This is a genomic window from Polyangiaceae bacterium, from assembly GCA_020633235.1.
Classification (GTDB): Bacteria; Myxococcota_A; Polyangia; order Polyangiales; family Polyangiaceae; genus JACKEA01.
In genome coordinates this window covers 575,080-599,722 of sequence record JACKEA010000006.1, presented here as the reverse complement: position 1 = coordinate 599,722, position 24,643 = coordinate 575,080, and the positions used below count along the sequence as shown (strand labels likewise).

The 24,643-nt window shown below is 68.1% G+C and carries 26 protein-coding genes; 13 read left to right on the top strand and 13 right to left on the bottom strand.

Features of this window, described 5'->3' with window-relative positions; all coding sequences use genetic code 11:
- Positions 1–47: 47 nt before the first annotated feature.
- Positions 48–1,103: a heparin lyase I family protein gene (locus H6717_32415; protein MCB9581781.1), complete on the bottom strand. Its 1,056-nt coding sequence runs from the start codon at positions 1,101–1,103 to the stop codon at positions 48–50.
- Positions 1,104–1,235: 132 nt separating this feature from the next.
- Positions 1,236–2,690 (bottom strand): hypothetical protein, encoded by a 1,455-nt coding sequence (locus tag H6717_32410; GenBank protein MCB9581780.1) that lies wholly within the window; start codon positions 2,688–2,690, stop codon positions 1,236–1,238.
- Positions 2,691–2,851: 161 nt separating this feature from the next.
- On the opposite strand from H6717_32410, the gene H6717_32405 reads away from it, so the two are divergent.
- Both H6717_32405 and H6717_32400 read left to right on the top strand, forming a co-directional pair.
- Positions 2,852–3,823, top strand: a complete 972-nt coding sequence (locus tag H6717_32405; GenBank protein ID MCB9581779.1) for a hypothetical protein — start codon at positions 2,852–2,854, stop codon at positions 3,821–3,823.
- 43 nt (positions 3,824–3,866) lie between these two features.
- Complete coding sequence (locus tag H6717_32400; protein MCB9581778.1) at positions 3,867–4,550, top strand: hypothetical protein; 684 nt, start codon at positions 3,867–3,869, stop codon at positions 4,548–4,550.
- A 6-nt stretch (positions 4,551–4,556) separates the two neighbouring features.
- Here H6717_32400 and H6717_32395 read toward each other — a convergent pair whose 3' ends face one another.
- From H6717_32395 to H6717_32385, 3 genes are all read right to left on the bottom strand, one after another.
- Positions 4,557–5,063 carry a hypothetical protein gene (locus tag H6717_32395; protein MCB9581777.1) on the bottom strand — a complete coding sequence of 169 codons (507 nt, stop codon included), beginning with the start codon at positions 5,061–5,063 and terminating at the stop codon, positions 4,557–4,559.
- A gap of 73 nt (positions 5,064–5,136) precedes the next feature.
- The gene (locus H6717_32390) at positions 5,137–6,240 is read right to left on the bottom strand and encodes a collagen-like protein (GenBank protein ID MCB9581776.1); all 1,104 of its coding nucleotides are present in this window, start codon (positions 6,238–6,240) and stop codon (positions 5,137–5,139) included.
- A gap of 21 nt (positions 6,241–6,261) precedes the next feature.
- On the bottom strand, positions 6,262–6,753 hold the full coding sequence (locus H6717_32385) for a hypothetical protein (GenBank protein ID MCB9581775.1): 492 nt from the start codon (positions 6,751–6,753) through the stop codon (positions 6,262–6,264).
- A gap of 340 nt (positions 6,754–7,093) precedes the next feature.
- Between H6717_32385 and H6717_32380 the strand changes: the two genes are divergently transcribed.
- The 3 genes from H6717_32380 (at position 7,094) to H6717_32370 (ending at position 9,030) form a co-directional block, all read left to right on the top strand.
- The gene (locus H6717_32380; GenBank protein ID MCB9581774.1) at positions 7,094–7,291 is read left to right on the top strand and encodes a hypothetical protein; all 198 of its coding nucleotides are present in this window, start codon (positions 7,094–7,096) and stop codon (positions 7,289–7,291) included.
- A gap of 5 nt (positions 7,292–7,296) precedes the next feature.
- The gene (locus tag H6717_32375) at positions 7,297–7,770 is read left to right on the top strand and encodes a hypothetical protein (GenBank protein MCB9581773.1); all 474 of its coding nucleotides are present in this window, start codon (positions 7,297–7,299) and stop codon (positions 7,768–7,770) included.
- Positions 7,771–7,899: 129 nt separating this feature from the next.
- On the top strand, positions 7,900–9,030 hold the full coding sequence (locus tag H6717_32370; protein MCB9581772.1) for a hypothetical protein: 1,131 nt from the start codon (positions 7,900–7,902) through the stop codon (positions 9,028–9,030).
- A 189-nt stretch (positions 9,031–9,219) separates the two neighbouring features.
- On the opposite strand, the gene H6717_32365 is transcribed toward H6717_32370, so the two are convergent.
- Positions 9,220–10,188 (bottom strand): hypothetical protein, encoded by a 969-nt coding sequence (locus tag H6717_32365; GenBank protein MCB9581771.1) that lies wholly within the window; start codon positions 10,186–10,188, stop codon positions 9,220–9,222.
- A gap of 134 nt (positions 10,189–10,322) precedes the next feature.
- Between H6717_32365 and H6717_32360 the strand changes: the two genes are divergently transcribed.
- Both H6717_32360 and H6717_32355 read left to right on the top strand, forming a co-directional pair.
- Entirely contained in the window at positions 10,323–11,477 is a 1,155-nt protein-coding gene (locus H6717_32360) for an alpha/beta hydrolase (protein ID MCB9581770.1), read from the top strand.
- 260 nt (positions 11,478–11,737) lie between these two features.
- Entirely contained in the window at positions 11,738–11,905 is a 168-nt protein-coding gene (locus tag H6717_32355) for a DUF1328 domain-containing protein (protein ID MCB9581769.1), read from the top strand.
- A gap of 10 nt (positions 11,906–11,915) precedes the next feature.
- Here H6717_32355 and H6717_32350 read toward each other — a convergent pair whose 3' ends face one another.
- Positions 11,916–13,022 carry an NADPH:quinone oxidoreductase family protein gene (locus H6717_32350; GenBank protein MCB9581768.1) on the bottom strand — a complete coding sequence of 369 codons (1,107 nt, stop codon included), beginning with the start codon at positions 13,020–13,022 and terminating at the stop codon, positions 11,916–11,918.
- Positions 13,023–13,095: 73 nt separating this feature from the next.
- On the opposite strand from H6717_32350, the gene H6717_32345 reads away from it, so the two are divergent.
- Genes H6717_32345 through H6717_32330 form a run of 4 tightly spaced genes read left to right on the top strand, consistent with a single transcriptional unit; the run spans position 13,096 to position 15,100 of the window.
- Positions 13,096–13,833, top strand: coding sequence for a redoxin family protein (locus H6717_32345; GenBank protein ID MCB9581767.1), 738 nt, complete (start codon positions 13,096–13,098; stop codon positions 13,831–13,833).
- 24 nt (positions 13,834–13,857) lie between these two features.
- Complete coding sequence (locus H6717_32340) at positions 13,858–14,361, top strand: GNAT family N-acetyltransferase (protein MCB9581766.1); 504 nt, start codon at positions 13,858–13,860, stop codon at positions 14,359–14,361.
- 17 nt (positions 14,362–14,378) lie between these two features.
- Complete coding sequence (gene smpB, locus H6717_32335; GenBank protein MCB9581765.1) at positions 14,379–14,864, top strand: SsrA-binding protein SmpB; 486 nt, start codon at positions 14,379–14,381, stop codon at positions 14,862–14,864.
- Positions 14,861–15,100 (top strand): hypothetical protein, encoded by a 240-nt coding sequence (locus tag H6717_32330; protein MCB9581764.1) that lies wholly within the window; start codon positions 14,861–14,863, stop codon positions 15,098–15,100. Before smpB ends, H6717_32330 begins: the two co-directional genes overlap by 4 nt.
- A gap of 4 nt (positions 15,101–15,104) precedes the next feature.
- On the opposite strand, the gene H6717_32325 is transcribed toward H6717_32330, so the two are convergent.
- Positions 15,105–18,086, bottom strand: coding sequence for a protein kinase (locus H6717_32325; GenBank protein MCB9581763.1), 2,982 nt, complete (start codon positions 18,084–18,086; stop codon positions 15,105–15,107).
- Positions 18,087–18,182: 96 nt separating this feature from the next.
- Between H6717_32325 and H6717_32320 the strand changes: the two genes are divergently transcribed.
- Positions 18,183–18,764 carry a hypothetical protein gene (locus H6717_32320; GenBank protein ID MCB9581762.1) on the top strand — a complete coding sequence of 194 codons (582 nt, stop codon included), beginning with the start codon at positions 18,183–18,185 and terminating at the stop codon, positions 18,762–18,764.
- Between the two features lies 1 nt (position 18,765).
- Here H6717_32320 and H6717_32315 read toward each other — a convergent pair whose 3' ends face one another.
- The 4 genes from H6717_32315 to H6717_32300 form a co-directional block, all read right to left on the bottom strand.
- The gene (locus tag H6717_32315; protein ID MCB9581761.1) at positions 18,766–19,881 is read right to left on the bottom strand and encodes a hypothetical protein; all 1,116 of its coding nucleotides are present in this window, start codon (positions 19,879–19,881) and stop codon (positions 18,766–18,768) included.
- Positions 19,882–19,960: 79 nt separating this feature from the next.
- A complete protein-coding gene (locus H6717_32310; GenBank protein MCB9581760.1) occupies positions 19,961–20,833 on the bottom strand; it encodes a hypothetical protein in 873 nt (290 codons plus the stop codon).
- Positions 20,834–20,882: 49 nt separating this feature from the next.
- Positions 20,883–21,914, bottom strand: a complete 1,032-nt coding sequence (locus H6717_32305) for a tetratricopeptide repeat protein (protein MCB9581759.1) — start codon at positions 21,912–21,914, stop codon at positions 20,883–20,885.
- Positions 21,915–22,571 (bottom strand): sigma-70 family RNA polymerase sigma factor, encoded by a 657-nt coding sequence (locus H6717_32300; GenBank protein MCB9581758.1) that lies wholly within the window; start codon positions 22,569–22,571, stop codon positions 21,915–21,917. It abuts the gene before it with no gap.
- A gap of 243 nt (positions 22,572–22,814) precedes the next feature.
- On the opposite strand from H6717_32300, the gene H6717_32295 reads away from it, so the two are divergent.
- On the top strand, positions 22,815–23,045 hold the full coding sequence (locus H6717_32295; protein MCB9581757.1) for a hypothetical protein: 231 nt from the start codon (positions 22,815–22,817) through the stop codon (positions 23,043–23,045).
- A gap of 145 nt (positions 23,046–23,190) precedes the next feature.
- Here H6717_32295 and H6717_32290 read toward each other — a convergent pair whose 3' ends face one another.
- Positions 23,191–24,615: an FHA domain-containing protein gene (locus tag H6717_32290; protein MCB9581756.1), complete on the bottom strand. Its 1,425-nt coding sequence runs from the start codon at positions 24,613–24,615 to the stop codon at positions 23,191–23,193.
- Between the last annotated feature and the right edge of the window lie 28 nt (positions 24,616–24,643).

Below are 24,643 nucleotides of genomic sequence, written 5' to 3'. Positions count from 1 at the left end.
ACGGAAGTGCCGGATTCCTACCGATTATGTCGGTCCGCCGCGGAACCTCACTCCACGCGGGAACGTCGCGTGCGCCCGACCCAGCGACCGGAAGCGAGCAGCAACACCAACGCCGCCACTGGCCAATTCCCCGTGGGCGCTCGGGGCCGCGGCCCGACGCCGCACGAGCACCCCGAGTCGTCCTCAGTGGGCTTGCTTCCGCCCGTTCCACCGTTCGCGCTACTGCCGCCACTGCTCGCGTCGACGCCGCTGCCCGAAGTTCCGCCGCCACCATCCACGAGGGGCGCGCCACCGTCCTTCGACGTTCCCGCGTCCGCCACGCCGCCATCGGGCGGCGCAGTCTCATCGGAAATCTCGATGTCGTCGACGAACATCTCCAGGTCGTTCTTGGTCCCGGACCAGTGTGCGTACAGTCCGACGGCCCAGTACATGTCGCACGTGCCCTTCTCGAAAGACGTGAACAACGTGCGAATGCCGTCCAAAGACTTGCTCGACTTCCCATCCCGCCACAGCCGCACGTATCCATCCGACCCGGTGGTCCAGTAGACCAGCATTTCGAAGCGAACCCACTGCCCCAGCGCGACGGCCTCGGAATGCTCGTTGCAGTCCGGCTCGGCTCTCCACCAGAAATCCCACCACTGGCCGTCCGTCACCCGGAGGTCGTCGAAGATACCGGCGCAACCGCCGCAAATGGCCGGGTCGTAGGTCGCATTGCAGACTTCGCAGGGCCACGTCTTCCACTGCGAGTTGACCAGCCAGTCGATGGTCGCTCCGTCGAAGAAGTCGTTGGGTATGTAGTACGACCACCGGTAGCGATAGGTTTGGCCGTCGGTCGGCAGGCGTTGGCTCGACAGCTCCGCACGCACTTTGCTCGCGCTCAGCGGAACGCGAAACCGCCCGACCATGGCGGAGCCATTGTTCGCATCCGGATGGGGGTTGGCGACCGCGTCAATCGTGCCGTCGATCAGCTCCTGGCTGGAGTTGCCAACGACGGCCTTGGTGTCGCCGTTCTCGAAGTCGACCTTGTAGAAGACGTCGGCCAATGCAGTTGGTGCTGCGAGGAGAACGGTACCCGTGAGCAACGATGCGAACAGCCGCTTCATCTCGGATCTCCTTCCCGATGGGAGCTCCCGAATCCCAGATGCGGCCTTGCCGCGCTACATAGACTACGCCTTGCGCCCTCGCCCGGAAACACCTGCTGGGCCAGCTTACGTCGGTCCGCCGCGGAACCGCCTTCACGGCGCGAAGGTCGCCAGGAACGGCTCCGCGGGGTGAGTCGCCACCATGGGCCCTTGCCCGAAGTCGATACTCTGTTGGAAGTAACCTCCGACACTGACGCGGTTCAGGTCGTCGATGGCGACCCCCGCGGCGAACTGCATGCCGGCAGGCCCGAAGACCTTGCTCCACACGCACGTACCCGCTGGGTCGAGCTTCGCGACCAGTACGTCGCCGGCATAGGAGCTTTCGGGGTCGGCGACCACCGTGTGCGGACCGCAGCCGAGATCGACCACGCCATCGCGAACCAACCCGCCGATGATGACATTGTCGGCGGCATCGACGGCGACGGAATTGGCCGCCGCGTAGTCGGCGGCACCCAGCTTCTTGTTCCACACCACCTTGCCCTCCGACGTGACGCGCTCGAGCTGCACGAAGGACTCGGGCTTCCCCTGGCTCTGAGCCATTCCGGCGAACACGATGTCGGAGGTCGGCCCCGTCGCGACCGAGTAGCCGAACACGGTACTGCCGTCGCCGATGCGATGCGCGAAGAGCGTCTCCCCCGTCGGCTTCAATCGAGCGACGAATCCGTCGGTGCTCGCCACCGGCGTCATGGGACCGGTCCCCAGATCCGTCGGATCGTTGAACGAGCCCCCGATGGCGATGTGGCCCGTCGGGTCGATCGCGACGGACTCCACGGACAGCTCGTCGAACATACGGCTGAAGACGTGGGCGCCGGCAGTGGTATGAGCGGCCACGAAGCTCGACTCGACGCCGCTCAACGTCGCGCCCCCGAAGCTGATCGGGCCGCCGCTCTCGCCGATCAGCGCGACGACGCCGTCGCGGACGTCGATCCCGAAGGCAATGTCGCCACCAGGGCCACCGTAGCGTTCAGCGCGCAGCACCTTGCCGTCGCCATCGAGCACGATCAGTGGAACGTCGTACGAACCCGCGCCGGTCAGTACCGCTGCATCGCCGACGCTCATCGTCTCCTGGAAGGCGCCGGAAACGTACACGATGCCGGTCTCGTCCATGGCTACGACGTTGGCGGCGTCGTCCTTTGAGCCGCCGAATCGTCGGCTCCACACGCAGTTGCCTTGCGCGTCGAAGCTCGCCACGAACATGTCGTTGCCTCCAGCGCTGGTCATGACACCGGCACCAAAGTCGATGCTGCCTTCGAACGCGCCGACCACCACGACGCGACCGCCACCTCCGGCGGTCACGGCACGAACGCCCCCCGACCCGTCGCCGCGGTGAGCCCAAAGCGTGTCGTCGGTCGGCGACGCTCCCGCGCTACCCGCTGCGCCCGCGCCACCACCCATGCCTGCTGCGCCGCCCGCCCCCGCTGCGCCGGCGGCGCCACCGTACCCTGCCGCTCCCGCCGCGCCCCCCGCAGCAGGTCCAGCGTCTGCAGACGTGCTCCCACAGCCCGCCACCAGCGCGAGCAGCCCGAATCCGATCACCACGGGTCGCATGCGGGCTGCGCCAAGCAGCTAGCGTGCCAGCGTGGATTTCCGGCTTGCGGCCACCGCGCGATCCAGACAGCCGGATCTCGATTGTGCCAATGGCACAGCGCATCGACGCCCGGCGGGCGCGGTCCGTGTCACGAACTGGCTCGCTCGAACGACGTACCTGCGTGCGCACTCTTCGGACCCTCTCCTGCACCACGCTCACCCTCGCTGTCGCGGCCTGCAGCCCGACGCGGGATCCCGTCGCGGACCATCCCATTGTCGCTCTACGTTCGTCCGTCGCAGACCCCATTGCCGCTCCTCCTTCGTCCGCAGCGGACCACGCCGCTGCGCCCCCCGCGGTGACGCCCCTCCCCTACGATCTCGCGGCAGATTTGAACGCGCGCCGCCAAGGCGTCCGAGAGGAGCTCGGCCCAGACGTCCACACGGAAGTCGCGCACGGTGTGTTCTTGCTGGTCACCCCGCGGCGCGGCGCCCTGGCCGGCGCCGTGTCCGTCACGAATCGCGCCCTGGACGCCTACTTCAACGGCCGCTTCGATACGCCACCCAAGAAGGCCATCAGCGTGCTCCTGTACCCCGACGCCACGGGCTATCGCGCCTGGTGCCTGCGCCACTGGAACGAGCCCTGCCACACGCCCTACGGCTTCTATCTTCCGACCGAGCGCGCCATCGTCATGAACGTCGCACCCGGCATTGGCACCCTCACCCACGAGCTCGTGCACCCCCTGGTGGAGGCGGACTTCCCCGAAGCTCCGGACTGGATCGACGAAGGCATCGCTTCACTCTTCGAGCGCTTCTCTCTCCCTCGGGCGGGCGAAATCCACGGCGGCAAGAACTGGCGCCACCCGCGCTTGATCAACGCCTGGCGCTCCCCGAAGGAACGGGACGCAGCGCAGCTTCCCGCTCTGTTCGGAATGAGCGACGCGACGTTCCGCGGCGCAAGAGAAGATCTCCACTACGCCATGGCGCGCTACTTGTGCCAATGGCTCGACGCGCAGGGCAAGCTCTGGCCCTTCTATCACCGCTTCCGCGACGACTTCGCCACGGATCCCACGGGCCGCTCGGCCTTCGCAGCAGTGGTAGGCATGTCCCCTGAAGAGGCCCATCCCGCCTGGCAACGCTGGGTGCGCGGACTCTGACAAGTAAGACCCATGTAAGGAGCGACGGGCACAGACTCGTCCCATGCGTCCCTGGAGCCTTTGGCCCTGTTTCGCCCTCAGCGCACTTCTCACGGCCTGTTGGAGCCCGCCCGAGGCGTGCTCCCACGGCAAGAAGCCCAGCGGGATCTGGGCCGAAGAGGGCTTTCCCCTGGGCAAGGCCGCGGTGTGTGATCGATCGAGCGACACGGTGCTCGCTGTGGCGCAGAAGGGAGCTCCACCCGACGTGACGGCGCTCTACAGCCAGGCCTTGGAAGCGAAGGGCTACACGAAGATCGGCGTGGACGCCGCCCAAGGAAGCTTCCGTTGGAGCTATCGAAAGCAAGGGACCGTGATAAGCGGTAGCTTTGCTGATTCCAACGGCACCAGCGTCGAGCTCAGCGTCCGGGCGAGCTGTGCGATCCCCGCGGCGCAGCTCGGCGAGCGCTACCGCGATCTGGAGGCGGCGCTCGGTCCGGACAAGGGTTACCTCTGTGTCGCAGGCGACGAAAGCGTCGTGCTGTTGGTTCCGGGTGGCTCTTTCGAAGAAGCGTGCTCCCAGCTGGCCATGGCCCTGAAGCCGCGCGGCTATCGCGGCAACGCCCCTCGCAAGCGGTACTACGAGCTCCAGACCAAGGACTTTCGCTTCGGGATCAGTCCGGGCGAGCCCTTGTTCGAGCCGGCGACTTGGACCCGGGTGATCGTCCGCTCCACCTGGCCGCCGCGCTGAGGTGCTTCAGCGCGTCTTCTTCGGCGGCGCGAGCTCGACCGTGCCCTGCACCAGCTTGCCCGGCGCCGAGAGCTGCACGCTGCTCAGCACTCCTGCCACGCACGTTGCCAGCTTGGGCGCGCGCTTCATGCTGTCCGGCGTGGCGACCGCCGCGAGCACGTTGCCCTGCGCTCCGATGCGCAGCGCCACGGTGAGCGTCGGGGCATCCGCCGCATCCGTGTAACAGATCGCCGCCGCCCGCGCGCCCACGCTCTGTTCCCAGTCCTTCTTCACGCTGGCGGGGTCGAGGGGCGCCGGCGGCGCGGGCGCGACCGTTGGGACTGGCGCGGCCACGGCGGACACCACTGGGAGCGGCGTGGGAACTACGGACGCGGCTGCGACAATGGTGGGCTCGAGCTTGCGCTCCTCCAGCGCCGAGACGCGAAACGCGAGCCACACGACGCCCGCGCAGGCGAGCACGCCCGAAGCGGTCGCGACCATCAGCAGCGGCGAAGTGGACTCTGAACCAGCCATCATGAGCACCGTACGAACGCATGCGCGGCGAATCCAGCAAGGACTCGCCGCGCGCTCTCAGCCGACGCGAAGCTCAGCGACGACCCGTGCAGCAACGATACCAATGACTGTCGTTCTTGGCGCAGGTGCCCTCGAAGTTGGTCACCGTCGTCGTGTTGTTGACACACAAGACCGCGTCGTCTCCGACGATGTTCCCGATCCAGTCGTTCGAGAGAAAGGCGGGATTCGTCCCACCTTGCCACGCATGGTAGAATTCCTCGTAACTGCAGACGTGTGTGCCTTCGTCGAAGCAGTCGCGTGCGGCGTTCGGATAGGTCGCGGGCGAACGCCAGCCCGACCAGCACGTGTTGCCGTTGGTGCCGCCGACCATTGAGTAACCGCCAGGGCACGCCGCCTGCAGGCCGACCTTGTTGTAGTTCACGCCGGAGATGTCCGCGTCCACGATGGTGTTGTTCGCGATCATCGCGCTGGTGATGCCATTGGTGGCCACGGACAGGTTGTTCGCCGCGAGGGTGAGCCCGGCGCCCACCGTCCAGCTTGGGCCCGTGGGGCCCGTCGGGCCGATGGGACCTTGCGGTCCGGCGGGACCCTGAGGACCGGCAGGACCTTGGGCACCCGGCGTGCCCTGCGGACCTTGCGCGCCCGTCGCGCCGTCCGGACCGGTGGGACCTTGAGGGCCGGTCGGACCGGTCGGACCTGCCAAGGAACCCGCGGGGCCGACCCAATTGCCACTGGAGTCGATCACCTGGGTGCCGTTCACGGTCACGCTCGTGGGCGTGATGTCGCCCACGGCGTTGTTCGCCATCAGCGCGTAGGGAACGCTGACGAGGGACTGCCGCGGGGTCATCTCCGGATCCGTGCCCACGGTGACGCCAAGGTAGCGCGTCGAACCGTCGAACACGGTGGACGGGATGGCCGTGGTCTCGCCGAGACGCGCCGAGAAATAGCCTTCGTCCAAGGTGACGTTCTGGGTCTCCGTCCACAGCGCCGTGCCGTTGGTTGCCGCGTCGTACACCGCGAACGTGATGGACACTGCTCCGGTCGCCGGCGAGCCGCCGCTATCGAACAAGCGCCCCTGCTGGGTGAGCGTGGAAGGCACCGCCGACGAAGCGGTGGAGGCTGCCAGGATCGCCGCCGCAGCGGCCGAGATACCGAGAATTCCAAATCTACGTGCCATGTTGTTCCGTCCCTCTGAAGATCACTGGGTCGCGCCGACGATGCCGCCCTGCAGGCGATAGCTCGTCGACGTCATCACGCCGTTGCCGCCGGGGCTCTGTCCGGTGGACAGGACCAGCTTGTAGTTGGTGCTGCTCATCACGGTTCCTCCGGACAGCATCGCCATCCCGGAGTGACCCGCGTTCATGCCGCCACTTCCGGCCGCGCCGCCACTTCCGGCCGCGCCGCCACTTCCGGCCGCGCCGCCACTTCCGGCCGCGCCGCCGCTTCCGGCCGCACCGCCGCCTCCGGCCGCACCGCCGCTTCCGGCCGCACCGCCGCTTCCCGCTGCACCGCCGATCCCTCCAGATCCACCGCTTCCCGCGGATCCGCCGAGCCCGCCGTCCGTGCCGCCGGTTCCGGCCTTGCCGCCACCTCCCGGGGCAGACGACGAGTCGGAACCGCAGCCCGTGGCCGCGGTCAGGGAAACGGCTGCCAGCAGGACGACAAACCCCGCTGCATGCCTAGCCATCAAGACGAACCTCCTCTGCGCTCGGTACAAACTGCCGAGCGTCACAGGCCCTATCCCGCATTGCCAGCAGAGGCAATACCGAACTTCTTCGACCCGCGGGGGCGAAGCGGGAGGTTTTGCGGCGAGCCAACCGACAAACGCTCATTTGGCATCTGGATGTTGGTCCGCCGCGGAACCTCGCGCTCCGCACGGCACGAAACACCGCAACCCAACGACGGCTTCGTCGAGTAGTCCGCCATGCGCACGGAACGCCGAACCGCGGGAGCCGCCGAACCCAGCGCCGCGCAGGAAGGTCCTCGCCGTCACCTACGCGTTGGATGTCGAACTGGCCCAGGGGCGGGCCATGACCGACCGCGATCGCGCAGCGATGGATCACATCCACACCACCGGTCAGATGCTCAACCCCGCAGCCGGGTTGCAGGTGTCTTCCACCGGCGCGGCCTCCCCGGCACCGGGTGTCGACCATCGCGGGGCCGGGCTCACGCAGTCCCAAGCCGAGATCTGGCAGGCCCGCGTCCCGCGTGACGCTTCCTCGAGGTGAGTCCCATGAGCAGTCCCTATCGAACCGCCGCTGTGATCGACGCCGTAGAAACCGGCGCTGTTTCCCCCGACGCTTGGCGCCGATACCGAAAAGGATGCCTGGTCTACACCTGCGTACGCCGGACCGTGTATCTCGCCGTCGCCGCGGCCCTGTACCAGGGAAGCACCCTGAACTTGTTCGCGTTCCTGGTCGTGTATCCCATGCTGGTAGTGATGGCACTACCGCTGGTGACCCACGCGAAGTGCCCGTTCTGCTTTCGTGACATCGCGCGGGGTCCGGCGCAGGCGTCGTACTGGTCCGTCGTCACCGGGCACTACCCGAAGAGCTGCACGCATTGCGGCGCAGAAGTGGGCGCAACGCGCCACGCCCCCGCGCCGCCACCTCCTGCCAGCAGTTCCAAGAAACGGAAGCCCCGTCGCCGAAGGGACCCGAAAGGCAGGCGCTTGGCTCGGCAGGTGCTTCTGAACCTCGACGCCTGACCTGGCATCGGCTCACTGCTCGTCAGTAGCAGCCCCTGCTCGCCCCCGACGCGACGAGAAGCAGCTGTCCTCCGCACGCACGGAAGCCTGCAGTTGGCTCGGTCGCGGTGGCCGACGTAAGATGCGATGATGGGAAGTGTGTGGTTGGGCGCGCGGTGGAACGCTTTGCGCTTGGTCACCCTGCTGACCCTCGGCGGGTGCGGTGGTAGCGACGATGGCAACGCGAGTGGTAGCGGTGGATCTGCGGGCGCGTCGGCGTGCAGCTCGACGAACGTGGATGCCTGCGAGTACCCGAGCCGCGGGCTCTCGTTCACCGTGCGTCAGGGGTTGAGCGTCACGGATGCCCTGACTGGACGCGAGCTGCCCCTCCTGGCGCGAGTTCCCGACGGCCCCGGCCCCTTCCCCGTCGTGGTGTGGTCCCACGGCGGTGGCTTCAACGCGGCGGGGCACCAGAACTCGGTCGAATGGGGAGAAGCCTTGGCCCATCACGGCTACGCAGTGATCCACATCGCCCACATTCCGCTCACGGCCGAGAGCGCCCAGGCGTTCTGCGATCTCGGCAAGGTACCGCCGGCGGAATGCGGCACGAGCGGCGGCGACGAAGACGCGACGGGTCTGGTCGCATTGGTCAAGACACGAGACGTGATCACCGTCTTGGATGCGTTGCCGAGTCTCTCCGACGCCAGCGTGAAGGCCGGTGGTCCCGCCATCGACTTGACCCGCGTGGTCGTCGCCGGTTGGTCCGCGGGCTCGCGAGCACCGGTCGTCACCCACGGCGCCGTGTTCCTTCCGTCGCCGTCTGCGCCAGCGATGACCATGACGCATTCGCTTCCCGTTGCAGCCGTGGCGCTCAGCCCGATGGGACCGGGCTACGCCGGCTTCTTCGACGATGGCACCAGCAACACCTGGCAGAACATGCGCGGCCCGGTACTGATGCTGACGGGGGACAACGACATCAAGCCGAGCAAGCCCGAGCTCACGGGAGCCGACCGGCGCATCGCCTTCGAGAAACAACCGGCCGATGGCTCACGTTGGCTCTTGTACTCTCACCTGCCACCCGGCGTCGGCAGCCACCCTACGTTCAATCTGGAGGACCAGAGCTCCTCCGACGAGCGTCTCTCTCGTTTGTCACGCGCTCTGCGCTCGTCGGTGTACGCGTTCTTGGATGCGAGGGTGAGCGGGGACGCCGCCGCACAGGCTTGGCTCGATGGCGACGACGCGAAGATCCTCGCCGGCGATGCCGACTGGGTTCATCACTGACAGATCGCTTGCGGCGGCGCCCTTCACTGGTCGAGCTCGCGCTTCGCCACCAACCAAAACCGGTCCACCAGTGGCGGCAGACGGAGGTCTTCCCAGGAATACGCGCGCCGAAACCTGGGAGCCAAGTCCTCCCGGTGGTAGCTGGTGACGGAGAACACCAGAACTCCGGGATCCTCGAGGCCGAATTGGTCAGTAGCAACCCTTGCCGTTGACCTGGCACCACAAGTAACCCGTGTTGCAGCAGTAGCTGTTGGAGCTACAGCACTGGCCGCCGCAGTTCTTGAAGCTGCACTTCTTCTCGCAGCTGCCGGCGTTGCACACGCCGTAGCTATAGATGCCGTCGTCGCACACGGTGCCGCAGCTGCCGCAGTTGGTCGGATCCAGGAGCAGGTTCACGCACACGCCGTTGCACAGTGTCTCCCCCGCTCCGCATTCGAAGCCGCAGCTGCCGTTGTTGCACACGGGGGTGCCGGTGGTGCTGGTGCACACCTTGCCGCAGCTGCCGCAGTTCTTCGGATCCGACTTGGGATCGACACAGTTGCCATTGCACGCGATCTGTCCGGGCGTCGTGCAGCTGCCGCCGCAGGTTCCCTGGTTGCACACGGCGACGCCGCCCTGCGGATCCCAGCACTGCTTGCCACAGCTGCCACAGTGGTCGGGGTTCGACTTCAGATCCGCGCATTCGTTCGTGCACAGCGTGGTTCCCGGATCGCACTCTACGGCGCACTGTCCGCCTTGGCACACCGGCGTGCCGCCCGGCACCGTCTTGCAGGCGTAGCCACAGCTGCCGCAGTTCGCGGGGTCCGTCGCGAGATCCGCGCAGCCCTTGGGGCACTGCACCTGCACGCCGCTGCAAGCTCCAGTACCCCCGCCGCCGGCCGTGCCACCCGCACCGGCCGTGCCGCCCGCGTTGCCGAAACCACCGGCGTTGCCGCCGCCAGCGAAGCCTCCGGCATTGCCGGCCCCGCCGCTGCCGGAAGCATTGCCGGCGCCGCTGCTGCCGGAAGCATTGCCGTAGCCGCCGCTTCCACCCGGGGTGCCGCCGCCGTAGCCGCCGCCACCGTCCGGCAGCGAGCCGCCGGAGCCGCCACCTCCGCTGCTACAGGCGACGGAAGCGAGGACGAAGGCGAGGCCGAGAAGAGAGTGAAGGCGCAACATGGCGTCCGCCCCAGAGCAAGGTCGGTGCCGAAGCGAATCCCGCGCGATCCCGCGGGCGAGTGCGGCGTCCACGCCACGAAAGCCGGCCTCGGGCGGGGCGCCGGGGCCACGCCGGCCCATGCTACTCTCGGCGGATGCAGCGCTCGGCCTTCTTGCTCTTCGCCGCCTTCTTCTCTCTGACCACCGCTTGCGGCAGCAGCGACGACGGCGGTGCGCCCGCGAGCGGCGGCACGGCGGGGAGCGGCGGCGCGGCGGGAAGCGGCGGCGCCGCCGGAAGTAGCGGCGCCGCGGGCTCCGGCGGCATGGCGGGCGCAGCCGGTGCCGGGGGCACGCCGGAGTGGCAGAACGTGTACTCCGTGGATCTCACGCTGCCGAGCGCATCCACTCCGCCTTTCGACGTCGGCTCGACCTCCGTGAAGTACTACGAGAACGTGCCCTATGGCACGGATCCCCGCACCGTATTCGACATCATGATCCCCGACGGCGCCTCGCCGGCCCCGCTCATGATCCACATCCACGGCGGCGGCTTCGTGGGCGGCAGCAAGGACGACACCTGGAGCGGCAACTCCGCGAGCATCAAGAACCTGATGGCCCAGGGCGTGGCCTACGCCAGCATCGAGTACCGCGTGCTAGCCGACGGGGACGACGTGGGCGTGATCAAACCGCTGACCGACAGCAAGCGGGCGCTGCAGTTCATTCGCTACCACGCCGCGGACTTCAACATCGCCACCGACAAGATCGTGCTGGAGGGCGGCTCCGCCGGCGCCGGCACCAGCCTGTGGCTCGCCTTCCACGACGACATGGCGGAGCCGAGCAGCTCCGATCCGGTGTCGCAGGAGTCCACGCGAGTGCTGGGCGCCGCGGCCAACTCCACACAAGCCACTTACGATCTGAAGAAGTGGGACAGCGTGGTGTTCAAGGACTTCGGCATCTCCTTCCTCGACGCCGCGGTGAAGCAGGGCTTGGGCCCGCGCTTGCTCGCGTTCTACGGCATCCAGTCCATCGACGAGCTCGACACCCCGAAGATCCAGGCCTACCGCGCCGAGGTGGACATGCTCGGCTTGATGACCCCGGACGACCCGCCGTTCTACGTGCACAACCCCCTCACCCCGGCGACCATCCCACTGAACGAGAACATGCTGTTCCACCACGCGTTCCACGCACGCGCCCTGACGGAGCAGGCGGACGGCATCGGGCTCTCGTACATCGCCACCATCGAAGCGCTGAACGTCGCCGACCCCTCCGGCAAGACGGACTGGGACTACGCCCTCGATCTGCTCGCGCCCTGATGCGATTCGCCGTGTTGTGCCGAAGAGCCTCGGCATCCGCGACTGACGAATAATGTTGGTTCGGCGCGGAACCACGCCGTCCGTCCGCGTGGTTCCGCGCCGAACCGACATTCAAACGTACAGGGGCGGCTCGCTTGGGGCGACTCGGTGCCAGCGTGACAGCGTGCCTCGCCTCTGTTCCAGGGCAGATCTCGGCATTTTCCCGGCAATTTCGCCTGGCACGGCGATTGAAAAAGCAAGCGGTGTCAGGAGGAAATCACATGTTGGGTTGGACCATTACGTTTTTCATCGTTGCACTGATTGCTGGCCTGCTCGGCTTCTTCGGAATCGCCGGACTCGCTGCGACCATCGCGAAGATCTGCTTCGTCGCGTTTCTGATCTTGGCGGTGCTGTCGCTGGTCACGGGCCGCCGCAGCAGCGTGGTGTAGAGCGAGCTCGCTACGGATGAAGCACACAGCCGCCAATGACCTCGCCCTTCCACTTGGCGAGCATGGCGGCTTTGGCTTCCCGTAGCGGGAACACGTGGGATACGTGGGGGCGGATCTTGCCCTCTTCGGCCCACAGCTTCACCTGCGCCAGGCGCGGAGCGCGAATGGACGGATCCTGCACCGTGGAGATCACGGTGGGACAGCCGAGGACGTCGAGGCTCTTCATCATGATCAGATTGGTGGGCAGCATGTTGGCGTTGGGCGCGCCCCGCTGACCCTTGCCTCGGGCCACGAAGGGCGTGGCGGCCCAGCCGACGACGAGAAAGCGCGCACCGAAGCGCATGCAGCGCAGGCTCTCCAAAGAAATGTCGCCGCCCACGGCGTCGTAGACCACGTCCACGCCACGACCACCGGTGAGGGATTTGACTTCGTCCTTGAAGGACCGGAGCGCGCCGCCTTCGCCCTTGGTATTGATGACGTGATCGGCGCCGTTCTGCTGGACGACGGCGAGCTTGTCGTCACTGCGACCCGTCGCGATCACCTTGGCGCCGAGGATCTTGGCGACCTGCACCGCTGCCAGACCGGTCGCGCCCGAAGCACCGTGGATCAGCACGACCTCGCCGGACTGCAGCCGGCCGCGGGCCACCAAGCAGTGGTACGCCGTCTCGTAGCTGCCGAGCAGTGCAGCTGCCTGGTCGAAGGAGAGCTCGCCGGGGATGCGATGCACGGCCACCGCCGGCGCCACCACGTAGGACGCGAAGCCGCCGTAGGCCTGGTAGGCGCCCAGGGAGCGAGGACCGGCCAGGAAACCGTCGATCAATACCGGGTCGCCAACGGCCAAGCCGGAAACGTCCGGTCCCACCCAGGCGACCTCACCCGCAGACTCGAGGCCCGGGGTGTAGGGAGGCTTGGGGACGTGCTGGTACTGACCGCTGGTCATGATCAGGTCGACCCAGCCCACGGCGGCGGCCCGCACCCGGACGATCACGTCGTTCGGCTGCAGGCTGGCAGGGTCCGGCGGCTCTTGCTCCAGCAGTTGGAGCTTCTCGATGCCCTCCAGCGGCGTCTCGGCCAGCTCCGCAAGCACGACTCGGTGGCCCATTTCCAGGCGATTCATGGCAGCGACGATGCGCCGCCGGCGCGTGGACGTCGAGGGTAACCGGCGCCGGGAGTGCGGCATACTGGGGGGCATGCTTGTCACTCGCGTTCTTCGTCGCCCCGTTGCCCTGGTTTTCTGCGCTGCTCTCGCCGTCACGGGGTGCAGCGGAAATGAAGGCGGAGGCGGCAGCGGCGGTGGTGGTGGCGTGGCTGGGAGCAGCGGAACCGGTGGCACGGCGGGGAGCGGCACCGGCGGCGGGGCCAGCGGCGGCAGCGCGGGCACGTCCACCGGCGGCGCGGCCGGAAGCGGCAGCGGCGGCATGGCGGGAGCTGGGGGAAGCAGCGGCACGACGGCGCTCGGCTGCCCGCCAGCCCCTCCCTACGGCACCCAGGTGGGAGACCTCGCACCGGACGTGACGCTGTACGACTGCGACGGAAACGCGGTGCAGCTCCACAGTCTGTGCGCGCATCAAGCGGCGGCGGTGTACACCTTCGCGATCTGGTGCCCCGTGTGCAAGGCGCACATGGACAACGGCGAGCCGCAGGCGCTGTACGCGCAGTACCAGAACGACGACTTCGACATGTTCGTGGTGGTCACCCAGACGGCGACGGGAGCGCTTCCGGACGAAACCCACTGCGTCGCCACGCGGGACGCCTACAACCTGAAGATGCCGGTGCTCGTCGACAAGGACGGCGCTCTCGAGAAGACCCTCGGGCTGTCGGTCAACAGCGGGGCGCTGGCGTTGAGTCACGGCGCCAAGATCGAGCTGCTGCAGTCCTACGGCTTCGACGCGCTGTCGCAGAAGCTGCCCGAGCTGCTCGGGAAGTGAGCCGATGATACCATCGCCGGTAGCGTGATCCGGCCCATCTCCAGAGACGACGACGCGGAGATCCGCCTGGTGGCGGAGCGCATGCGGAAGACTCTGATCGAGGTGTTGGGCCCCGACGTGGGCACCAACATGTACTCCATGGACTGGCTCGAGCGCCGCGTCCGCTTCCATCTGGATCCTTCGGCCTGCCGCGGAGAGGTGTTCGTGGCCGAGGACACGGAAGGCCACGTGGTTGGCCACTGCATCGTCCGCGTGGAAACGGACGACGCCGGCCCCCTGGGCCTGTTCTCCACCACCTGGGTCGAGCCGGAGGCGCGCCGTGGTGGGGTCGCGAGCGCGCTGCTGGATAGCGGCGAGGCCTTCTTGCGCGCTGAGGGCCTGACTCGCTTCGCCACCGACACCTCCGCGGCCAACGTCGCGCTCCAGCGCCTGTTCGAGGGGCGCGGGTTTTCGCAGACGTTGTTCGTGCCGAAATCGAACATGGTGCGGCTCGAGAAGAGCGCTGCTTGCACTTCGGAGCAAAGCTAGTCAAATTCGGCGCCCCCATGGCCAAGAGCGCGGAACAGAAGCAGCTGGGAGGCGACCGCCTGGTCAGCAAGAACCGCCGCGCCCACTTCAACTACGAGATTGGCGACACCTACGAAGCGGGGCTCGTGCTGATCGGTAGCGAGGTGCGTTCCCTGCGCGAGCAAGGCGCGGACCTCACGGACGCGTGGGTGGACATCGAGAAGGGCGAAGCCTGGGTCAAGGGCATGCGCATCCCGCCGCTGAAGCACGCGGCTTTCGGTCACGAAGAGCGGCGCAAGCGAAAACTGCTGCTGCACGCCGAGCAGATCGTGCGTCTGCAGTCCGCCAAGGAGCGGGACGGCATGACGCTGATCGTGACCAAGTGCTACTTCAAGAGCAACCGCGCCAAGATCGAAGTGGGCGTGGCCCGCGGCAAGAAGAAGCACGACAAACGGCAAACGCTGCGAGAGCGGGAAGCGGACCGCGAAGCGCGCGCCGCCATCTCCCGGGCGCGCAAGGGATGACGGCTCTGGCACTGACTCGCGGCGGCACCGCGGAGGTGCTCGAAACCGACGGCGACACCGTGACGGTCCTGTCCACGCTGTCCTCGCCCCCGGGCTCGCCACTGGAAGGGCGCCTGGACGATTGGACCCTTCGCATCAAGGTGAAGAGCTGCAAGCGCGAGGGCGACGGCTTCCGCATCGAGGGTCGCTGGGTGAACCTCTCGCGAGCCCAACGCGATCGACTCCTCGCGGGCTGAACGCTCACGCCACTTCGGGAGTCGGGGCGCGTTCGCTGCCGCGCAGCGCCGCGTCCACCACCGCTTCCAGCTCCAGCAAGCCACGGGATTTGCGCACCATCTCGCCGAGCGACTCGGCGATCACGGCGACGTCGGCTTCCTCGGAGGACGTGAAGAACACCAGCGCGTCGACCACACCCGCGTCGTGCAAGCGCTCGGCGAGCTCGAGGCCCGAGCCATCGGGCAGCATCACGTCGAAGATGCCGCAGGCATAGGGGCCTTGGAGCTCGGCCGCCTCGGCCAGCGAGTGGCACTTGGTCACCACGTGACCCTTGCGCTTGAGCCAACGCCCCAGCGCTCGCGCCAGCTCTCGGTCGTCTTCGACGACCAACACGTTTTGGGTCTCTTCCGGAGGCCCGGACTCCACGATGACGCGCTCCTGCGGCGGTGGGGGTGCACTTCCCCAGTGTCGGAGATCCTCCACCAGCTGCGTCTCCCCCACCTCCGTCGCGATGCGCAGGGCTTCTGCGGCGAGGAGCTCCCGTTCGACGATGCGACGTTCGCTGTCGGCGATGCGAGCGAGCTGCCCGAGGAGGCGGGCACGAGCCGACGAATGCGGCTCCGTGAGGTCGAGGGTCTCCGACAAGACCCGGACCGCGTCGCGCACGCGCCCCACCTGCCGGAGTAGCTCCCCGAGCTTGCTGCCAAAGACCAACCATCCGCTCTTGGCGATCTGATCTTGGTCGCGGAGGAGCAGAGTGCGAGCCGCTTCGATGCCGTCTTCCAGTGCGGAGATTGCCGACGCCGCGTCATCGCGTTGCAGCCGCAAGCGCACGCTCTCCTCGACCAGCAAGAAGGCCGCCGAGTCCGGCCGACCCCGCAGGGCGTGGTACGCCTGCAGCTCCACGCCCACACCGCGACGTTCGGCGATGCGGGCGGCCTGCTCGTGCACCGCAGCCAGAGCTCCGGCCGGCGCTAGCCGTAGCGTCGCGCGCGCCGTCAACTCGTGCGTGAACCGAACTTGGCTGTCCTCCACGTCGATCAAGCCGAGCTTGGCCAGGGGAAGCAGGCTCGAGCTCACGTCCTCGGCGCGCTCCACGACTTCCGAAAGCGTCTGGATCGGGCTCGGCCCGCATACCGCCAGCGCCTGCAGCGTGCACAGAGCGTTCGGCGGGAGCACCCGCAGTCGCTGCTCGATGGCTTCGTTCATGGTGGTCGGTGCCGACCACGAGTCATCCTCGAAGCTGGCCATCAACTGCTCGACGTACATCGGCTCGATGTCATTGTCGCCGCGCTGCAACAGGCCCCGTTGCGCCCCGAGCCGCTCCAATGCCTGGTCGCGTGGCCATCCGCACAGCTGATGGCGAAGCACCGCCGGCGGCAGGAGGGCCTCGAGATCCGACTCCGCCGTGAGCACCAAAGACAGACCGGGCACCTTCGGCCCTCGCGTCAGCTCGGCGATGGCCGCCAAGGTTGCACCGTCCATGCGATCCACGTCGTCGAGCGCCAGCCAGAACAGTTGAGCCGGCTGGCGTCGCAGGGCCTGCTCGATCGCCCAACGCAAGGCGAGCGTCGCCCCCGACCGCGCCGTCAGCGGATCCTGTCGGATCGCGCCATGCTTGGCGAAGATGCGTTGCAGGGCACGGCGAAGGTCGTCCGTGTCCGCGCCGTCCACCGCCGCGCGAACGTCGGCGTCCGTGACCAGGCGCGCGAGCCGACGCAGCATCTTGCGCAGGCCGCCGTATCCAATCTGGTTCAGCGGAGCCGGGGGCGCTTCGAGCCGCTCGGCCACAATGCCGCGTTGCCGTAGCTCTCGAAGCGCGCGCGTCAGCATCCAGCTGCGTCCGACACCGGCAGGACCCCAGACCAAGATGGGCCGCTCCGGGGACAAGAGCTCGGCGGCCCACGGCGCGCGTCGAAGCCATGCCCCGTCGTCCTCGCCGGCGTCGGCCTGCTGCGTCGTGCGATCTCGGCGCGTCGCCTGCGTGACGGCGCGCCGCACTTCGGACTCCGACGGCGCCGGGCGCCCCGGAATGCGAGAAGCCCGCAAGAGGGCGCGATTTCCAGGCGCCGCGATGGCCATCGCCATCGTCAGGGCGTCTGGAAATCGAAGCGACGGGTCCTGGGCCAAGCCGCGAATGCAGGCGTGCGCCAGGTTGTCGGGGATGTTGCGATCGGGCGCGACCTCCCGCGGATCCAGGAGCGCACCGGGCTCGAGCTGCTGACGCGCCACGTCCATGGCAGCGGGTCCGGGAAACGGCAGGCGGCCGGTCAGCATCTGGTACAGCATCACACTGACCGCGAAGAGGTCCGCAGCAGCGCCGGGCTCTTCGCCCCGGAGCTTCTCCGGCGGCATGTACTGGGGCGTACCGATGATCACGCCGATCTGGGTGAGGCGGCGGCGATCCCGTAGCCGAGCGATTCCGAAGTCGATCAGCTTGACGTGATAACCGCCCCGACGTCGAGGCTCCAACATCAGGTTGCCCGGCTTGATGTCCCGGTGGGCGATGCCATGCTCGTGCGCTTCCGCCAGCGCACCGAGTGTCTGCTCGGTGATGTCCACGATCTGGTCCAGCGGCAGCAGGGGCTCGCTCTGCAGGATGTCGGCCAGGTCGGGGCCGCCCAGATACTCCATCACCAAGAACGAGTAGCCACCGTCCGCAGCGCCGGTTCGGCCGAAATCGTACACGCTCACGATGTTCGGGTGATTGAGGCGGCTGGCCACGCGAGCTTCCTCCAGGAAGCGCATCACCGCGCCTTCGTCGTCCACCAAGCTGGGCAAGATGCATTTGATGGCAACCGGCCGCTCCAGCACGCGCTGCACCCCGCGATAGATCTTGCCCATCCCGCCGGCGTTGATGAGCTCGAGGACCTGATAGCGCTCTGCCACCATTCGGCCGATGAGCGGGTCTCCTTCGGGGCTGGCGACGAGCTGCTCGGCGCCGCAGGTCGGGCAGAACCGCTCGACGTCCACTTGGTTACCGCAATGAGCGCAGACGCGTGCCATGCCGAACTACCTCATGGTGCGGCCCGGCGCTCCGTGCCGTCAACGTGGAGTCGATTTCGTGATCAAAGTCAGCGCCACGCCGCACTCCCCCTCGTGATGCGAACGACACGAGCTTTGGCGAGCCTCTTCATATTGACCATCATGAGCGCCTGCGGCGGATCCGCCGAAGACGGCTTGTATGGCGCTGGCGCCGGGGCCGGTGGGGCGGCCGGCGCGCTGCAAGCGGGCGGGGCGGCGGGTGAAGGGGCGCTGCCGGCGCCTGAATCCGACGGCGCTGCCGGCGCCGAAACCGGCGGCGCTGCCGGCGCCGCAACCGGCGGCGCTGCCGGCACCGAAACCGGCGGCAGCGGCGGCGCCGCGACCGGCGGCAGCGGCGGCGTCGCAACCGGCGGAAGCGGCGGCGTCGAGACCGGCGGCAGCGGTGGAAGCGGCGGAGTCACGGGCCAGAAGTGCTGGACCGACGGCGATTGCGCGCCGCAGATCTGCAACTGGAAGACCAACCTGTGCTCGAGCCCCGGTCCCCAAGGCAGCGCGTGCTCGCGGGACGTCGAATGCGCGGGTGGGATCTGCAACTGGAAGCTGGATCAATGCCAGCCGCCGCTCCCCTCCGGCGAAGCCTGCGCCCGCGACAAGGAGTGCGCCAGCGGGCACTGCGGCTTCGACTTCACCTGCAAGTAGCTCACAAGAGCTCCGCCATGAAGCGCACGAGCGCGAGCTGATCGAGGACGTCCGCGCTGTGGCTCACCTCCACGTGCTCGAGCAACGGCGAGACCAGCGCGAGGTGTGGGCGCTCGCCGAGCTCGAGATCCGCCCACTCCGTCTCGCTGGCGGGGATCACGTCGTCTCCGCTGCCGTGCAGCAGGTACACGGGTATGGTGGCCCTCACCAGACGCCCCCGGGGTGACAGCGCCGCGAGCTCGGCCTGGTGCTCGTTCAAGTACCGCTTCAGCCGCGGCCCGAGCTCCGCGAGACGACCGTTCTCCAACAAGGAGAACAAGCGCTCACCTTCTTGCGTGGTGCGCCGAGAAGCGATGGCCCGCGCCCGTTCACGATTGCCATGGAGCCACTCGCGAAAGGCCTGTTTCAGGGTTTGTTGGTCCGCCGCGGGAACGAGCGTGTCGATCTGCCCGTACACCAGCACCACCAGGCCGTACTCGTGCGCGCGCTTCGACAGCGTGCCCTTTGGCGTCTCGATGCGATTTTCGAGGAGGAAGCCGAGCACGCGGGACAGATCGTGGTGGCCACCCACGCTGGCGACGAAGGACAGCCGACCGGAGAGCTCCGGACGCTCCTGGGCCACGAGGGAGAGCCCGCCGGCGAAGCTGAAGCCGAGCAACCCGACCTTGGGCCCGTTTACCGCGTCGCGCCGCTCGCTCAGATACAGCGCCGCGTCCGAGATCGTGTCCACGCCCCTCGTGGTGATGCGATAGTCCGCGAGATCTCGAAGCTCCGGAGTCAGCACCGTGAGCCCTGCCCGAGCGAGCTCTCGGGCGAAGGGCACCAAGCGCGCTTCGTCGATGCCCCGGTAGTGAACGCCATGGGCCACCACCAGTCCCGGGCCGCGGGGGACGTCGGCACGGCGATAGAGCCGCGCGCGAATGGGACCGTGTCGTCCGGGAACGAAGAGCACTTCCTCGATCAGCGTCGGCGCGGCGTTCGCGGTCTGATGTGTGTGCGCGGCGGACAGCGCGACCAGCAGAGTCGCCGCTCGCCACATGCGCGCCGCCGTGGGTTCGGCGATCGCGACCAGGGCGAGCAGCGTGAAGGCGGCGGCGAGCCAACGACGGCGACGCATGATGGAAGATCTGGCACCGGCTTCGGGGAAGCGCCGCCCGGTTTGCAATTGTCGACGACTCCCTACGAGCTCGTGACGATCAGTTCGGATCGATGACGATCGCGGCACGGGCCCCGAGCCACAACCCGCCCAAGCGCTGCCGTTCGCCCTCGGCGTCGACGTAGGGAATGCGGCGCAGCACGGCCCCCGCCTCGGGACCCGCGCTCAAGAACACGCCGGAGCCCAGCTTGGCCTCGAGCAGCGCGAAGGCCCCGGCCCGGGCGGACCAGGTGTCCGCCTGGCCGGAGACGTCATCCACGCTGGGCACGCCGTTGACGTGCACCGCGGCGGCCCCCACGCTGACGCCCAGGGCCAGATCCGCGGTGGGTGCGACGCGAAACGACTGGGCCGGCGCGAGCTCGAGCTCCAGCCAGCGCAGGGATGGCGAACCCGCCTTCCCGAACAGCGACGATAGCCCCAAGCCCATGCGCGTGCCTCCCGGGTAGTACCACGCGCCCTGCAGCCGCGGTCCCGCGATCCACGCGTCTCCCGGTCCGACCACGGCCCCGCGGGCACCCGCGGAGAGCACGACGCCGTCGGGTCGCTTTTCCCGAGCGTCGCGTGCGCGTTCCTCCGCCTTTCGCTGCGTCTCTTCCTGGCGGTGTCGCGCGTCGGTCAAGCGTCGCTGCCGCAAGCGACGCGCGAGCTCGGCCGCGCCCAGGGCGATGCGCCGCGCTCTGAGCTGCACGCTGCCGGTAATGGAGACGCGGCGTGCGCCGTAGAACTCGCCGCGATCCCAGAGCTCAACGTGGAGCCGATCCGGCTGCGGAGCGAGCACCCGGAAGAACACCGTCCCGGTCCGTGGCTCCCCTGGGCGCGGAGGCAGCTCGACGTCGGAAATCTCGAGCTGGATCAGGCGGCGAGTGAGCTGCGCATCCACCTGCCGCTCCGCCTTGGGGGTGATCTCGACCACCGCCCGGGGGGCGGGATTGGCTTCGGCCGGTAGGGCGAGGAGGGTCAGCTCAAGGAACAGCAGCAGCGCCGCCAGAAGCAGGCGCTTCGTCCTCCGACTCCGTGGACGGCGTCTCGTCCTCGGAGCGAGCGGCGCCGCCGTCCCCTTCCGTCTCGGGTGCTGCTTCCCCAGCGAGCTTGGCCACTTGCGCGCGGATGTCACGCAGGCGGCGTCCTTTCGGGAAGTCCTTCTCATACTGCTGCGCGAGCTTGCGAGCACTCTCGAGGTTTCCGGCTTGCACGGCGGCCTCCACCTGCCGTGCAAGCGCATCTTCCGCGAAGTCCCCCTTGGGAGACAAGGCTCGATACGCGGCATAGGCCTTGGCGGCGCCCGCGCGATCTCCGGCCCGTTCCAGGATCGTGCCCAGGGTCCACGCTGCCAAGGGCGCGTTGGGATCTCCGGGGAATTGGTCCACGACGCGGCGCAGTGCCTGAACTGCCCGACCGCGCTGGCCGGTGGCCCGTGCAACATCCACCAGGATCATGAGCTGATCGGCGGAAGCGTTGGCGATGGCCGCGTCGAAACCTCCGATGCGCTCCACCGCCTGCCGCGCCGCGAGGTACTCACCCTGCTGCGCCAGGCGTTGCCACTCCGGCTGTACTGCCGCCGGCGGCAGCGACGCCGTGGGCGGCGAGCTCTCCATCACGGCGGACGACGAGTCCTCCGGCTCCGGCATGCTGGCGTTGTGTCGCGGCATGCGTCGGGGTTGGCTCTGCTTCGGCTCTTCCGGCGCGAGGGGATCGAGCACCGGAGCGAACGGAAGCTCAGGACCCGACGCCGGCTCTTCCCGCGGTGCCTCGGCCTGAACGGTGGTGGCAGCGACCGGAGGCTCGCTGCGTCCCCAGCGGGCGCCGACGAACACGCCGGAGCCGAACAGAATCACCGCCGTTGCCGGTGCCCACCACAGAGCGGTGCGCGAGCGTACCGGCTCCGTTGCGAGGTCGGCCTCGAGCTGGCGCCAGATGCGATCGACCTGTTCCTCGGTCCCGTGCTCTCGCAGGGCCGTGGGATCGATCTCGGGAAGTTTCGAAGGCTTGCTCATTCAGGTGTCCTCCGCGTACGGAGAAACGAAATGCGCAGTGAGAAAGCGCTGCGCGCGCAAGATGCGGCGCTTGGCCGTCGCCAGGGAGCACTCCGTGAGCTCCGCGACGGCCTCGAGCCGGTGATTTTCGACGTGACGCAGGGTCCAGGCGATGCGCTCGTCCGAAGGTAGTGTGCGGAGCAGGGCGTAAATCTGCGCGAGCTGCGCGCGGGCCTCGGGGCTCGCCTCCCCGGAAGCGATGGCGTCCAGCTCCACGGGCTCCGCCTGCCCCATGCCCAGCACCGTCATCAGCCGCCGCCGACGTAGGCGGGTCCGCACCAAACGCACCACGATGGATCCGAGCCAAGAGCGAAACAGCTCCGCGTCGCGCAGCTCCGCCATGCGGTGCTGGGCTCGGATGAAGGCGTCGTGGACGACGTCTTCCACGTCCGTGGCGTTGCCCTGGATCCGGACTGCCAGGTTGAGAGCGAAGCCGACGTGCCGGCGATACAAGGCTTCAAAGGCCTCGCGATGGCCATCCCGGGCCAGGGCCACGAGCTGAGCGTCTTCGAGCTCCGCGGCGGGCCCCAGGGCACGGCGGCGCGCCCGCGGGGTGGCAGTGCCACCCACTAGGCGCAGACGCGCGCGGCCGTCGGACTTCTGGGACATCCATTCCATGGACGCTGGGGGACCCTGTTTCGGCTCACATCGAGAGAAAGTCGCTCCCGAGCCCCGGCAGCCGGCCCTTCACCGGCCCCCGACGCCCTTCGGCACTCAATTGTAACACACCGAAATTGCTAGAGCTTCCGTCGTGACCTGGGAAATCTGAGTTTTTTGTTGAGCCGGTTTTCGAGTCTGGGGCATCTGCTTGGGTGGTCCGGGTCGCCGAAGTTGTGTTGGCTCGGAGGAGGAATCTAAGAAATGGCCATTCGTAAGATCTTCGTTCTCGCTCTCACCGTCCCCCTGTGTGCTCTCGCCGTTGCTTGCGGCGGTGGCGAAATGCCGGAAGCCCAGGCTCCCGACACCGAGACGGCGGCGACCCCCGAGGCTCCCGAGACCGCGGCGCCCGAGGCCCCCGAGGCCCCCGAGGCCCCGGCTGCTCCGGAGACCCCCGAGGCTCCCGAAGCCCCGAGCGACGCTCCCGCGGAGTGAGCTCGGTTCGAGCGTGAACAAGACCGGGGCCCAAATTGGGCTCCGGTCTTTTTCTTTTTGTTCGGGCCGCGGTGTGGCCGCGGCGGACCAACACAATCCTGAAGCTCGAGCTCGGGACTTCAGGTCGCAATCCTGAAGCTCGGGCTCAGGACTTCAGGTCGACCACCAGGCGGGTGCGCCCCACGAGCAGCTCGTCCCCATGGGACACTTCCTGCTCGCCTCGGATACGCACGAACACGCCAGTGCGGGAATTCAGATCCGTGAGCACCACGCTGCCCGCCTGCTCCTCCACCACGCAGTGCTGGGCGCCCACCAGCGGATCGTCCGGGAACACCAGATCTCCAATGGCCGAGCCGATCTGGAGGGTGTTGCCCCGCGCCACCACGCAAGCCCCCAACGCGCCGCCTTCCAGGATCTGCACGATGCGGAACGACGAAGGCCACTTCGGGGACGAGTAGAAGTACGTGGGATCGGGGTCCGGACCGTCGTCCGCCACGGGGTTCTTGTCGACGCGGACCAGCTGATCGCCAATCACGAACTCGTCCCCGAGCTCCAGCTCCACCGGGGTGCGGATGCGCAGGAACACGCCGTTCCCGCCCTCGAGATCCGTGAGCCACAGACGGCCCTTCACGAAGCGGAGCAGGGCTTCTCGGGCGTGACAGAAGTGCTCTCCCTCCAAGCTCACGGCACCGTCTCGACCGATGATGGCGTCGTCTCCCGTGGGGGTGTAACGCTCGGGACCGCCCGCCAGGCTGCGAAGGACGTGGAGCGTGAAATGGTGCGCCCCGGCTTCCGGTGCCGGCGCCGCGGTGGGCGGCTCTGGGGTGGGGGCCTTGGCCACCGGTGGCGGCGTGGGCTTCACCGTGGGCTCCGCCTTGGGCGGCTGGACCTTGGCCGGAGGCGCGGAGGCGCGCTGCTGCTTCTTGCTCGCGAGCTTGCGAATCGCGTCGACGTTCGGAGGCTCCGTGAGTAGCTGCATGCCGCCCACCTCGTGCCCCGCGATGATGGCGTCGAACTTCCCCTCCCGGAGCGACAAGCACATTTCGAGGTGCTGCGCCTTCATCAGCGAACGGACGTACTCCGCGACGTCGTCGCGCTGGACCTCTCCCTCGTAGGAGCGCTTGTGGCTCTTGATGACCCGCCCACCATCCGCGAACAGGTGCGTGATGATGTGCGGCTGATCCAGACCAGAGTCTTCCGTTTGCACGTGGAAGACCTGCTCCTGGAACTTGATGTTGTTGTTGAAGCCCATCTGCGCCCGGCGAAACGTCGGGCGGTGCATCTCGGCTTCGAGCTTCTTCAGACCGTCCAGGTCGAAGTGAGCGATGGCCTCGTCGAGGGCGCCGTGGTCCCCCGTCATCCCTTCCATGCGCTCGAAGGCCATCTGTGCGACCCGAGCGCTGGGGTCGACGCGCAGCGCCTCGGCCAAGAGCTCCTGGCCCGCGCTGTCGTTCGGACCCGCGGCGGCCCAGGCGCTGAGCAAGGTCACGGCCTCGTCCGGGCGCCCCTTGTCGACCAGCCATTTGGCCACGCGTAGGGCTGTGGCCCGGGACTCGTCGACGCTGGACATCGGGCCCATCATCCGTGGGCGGAAGCCC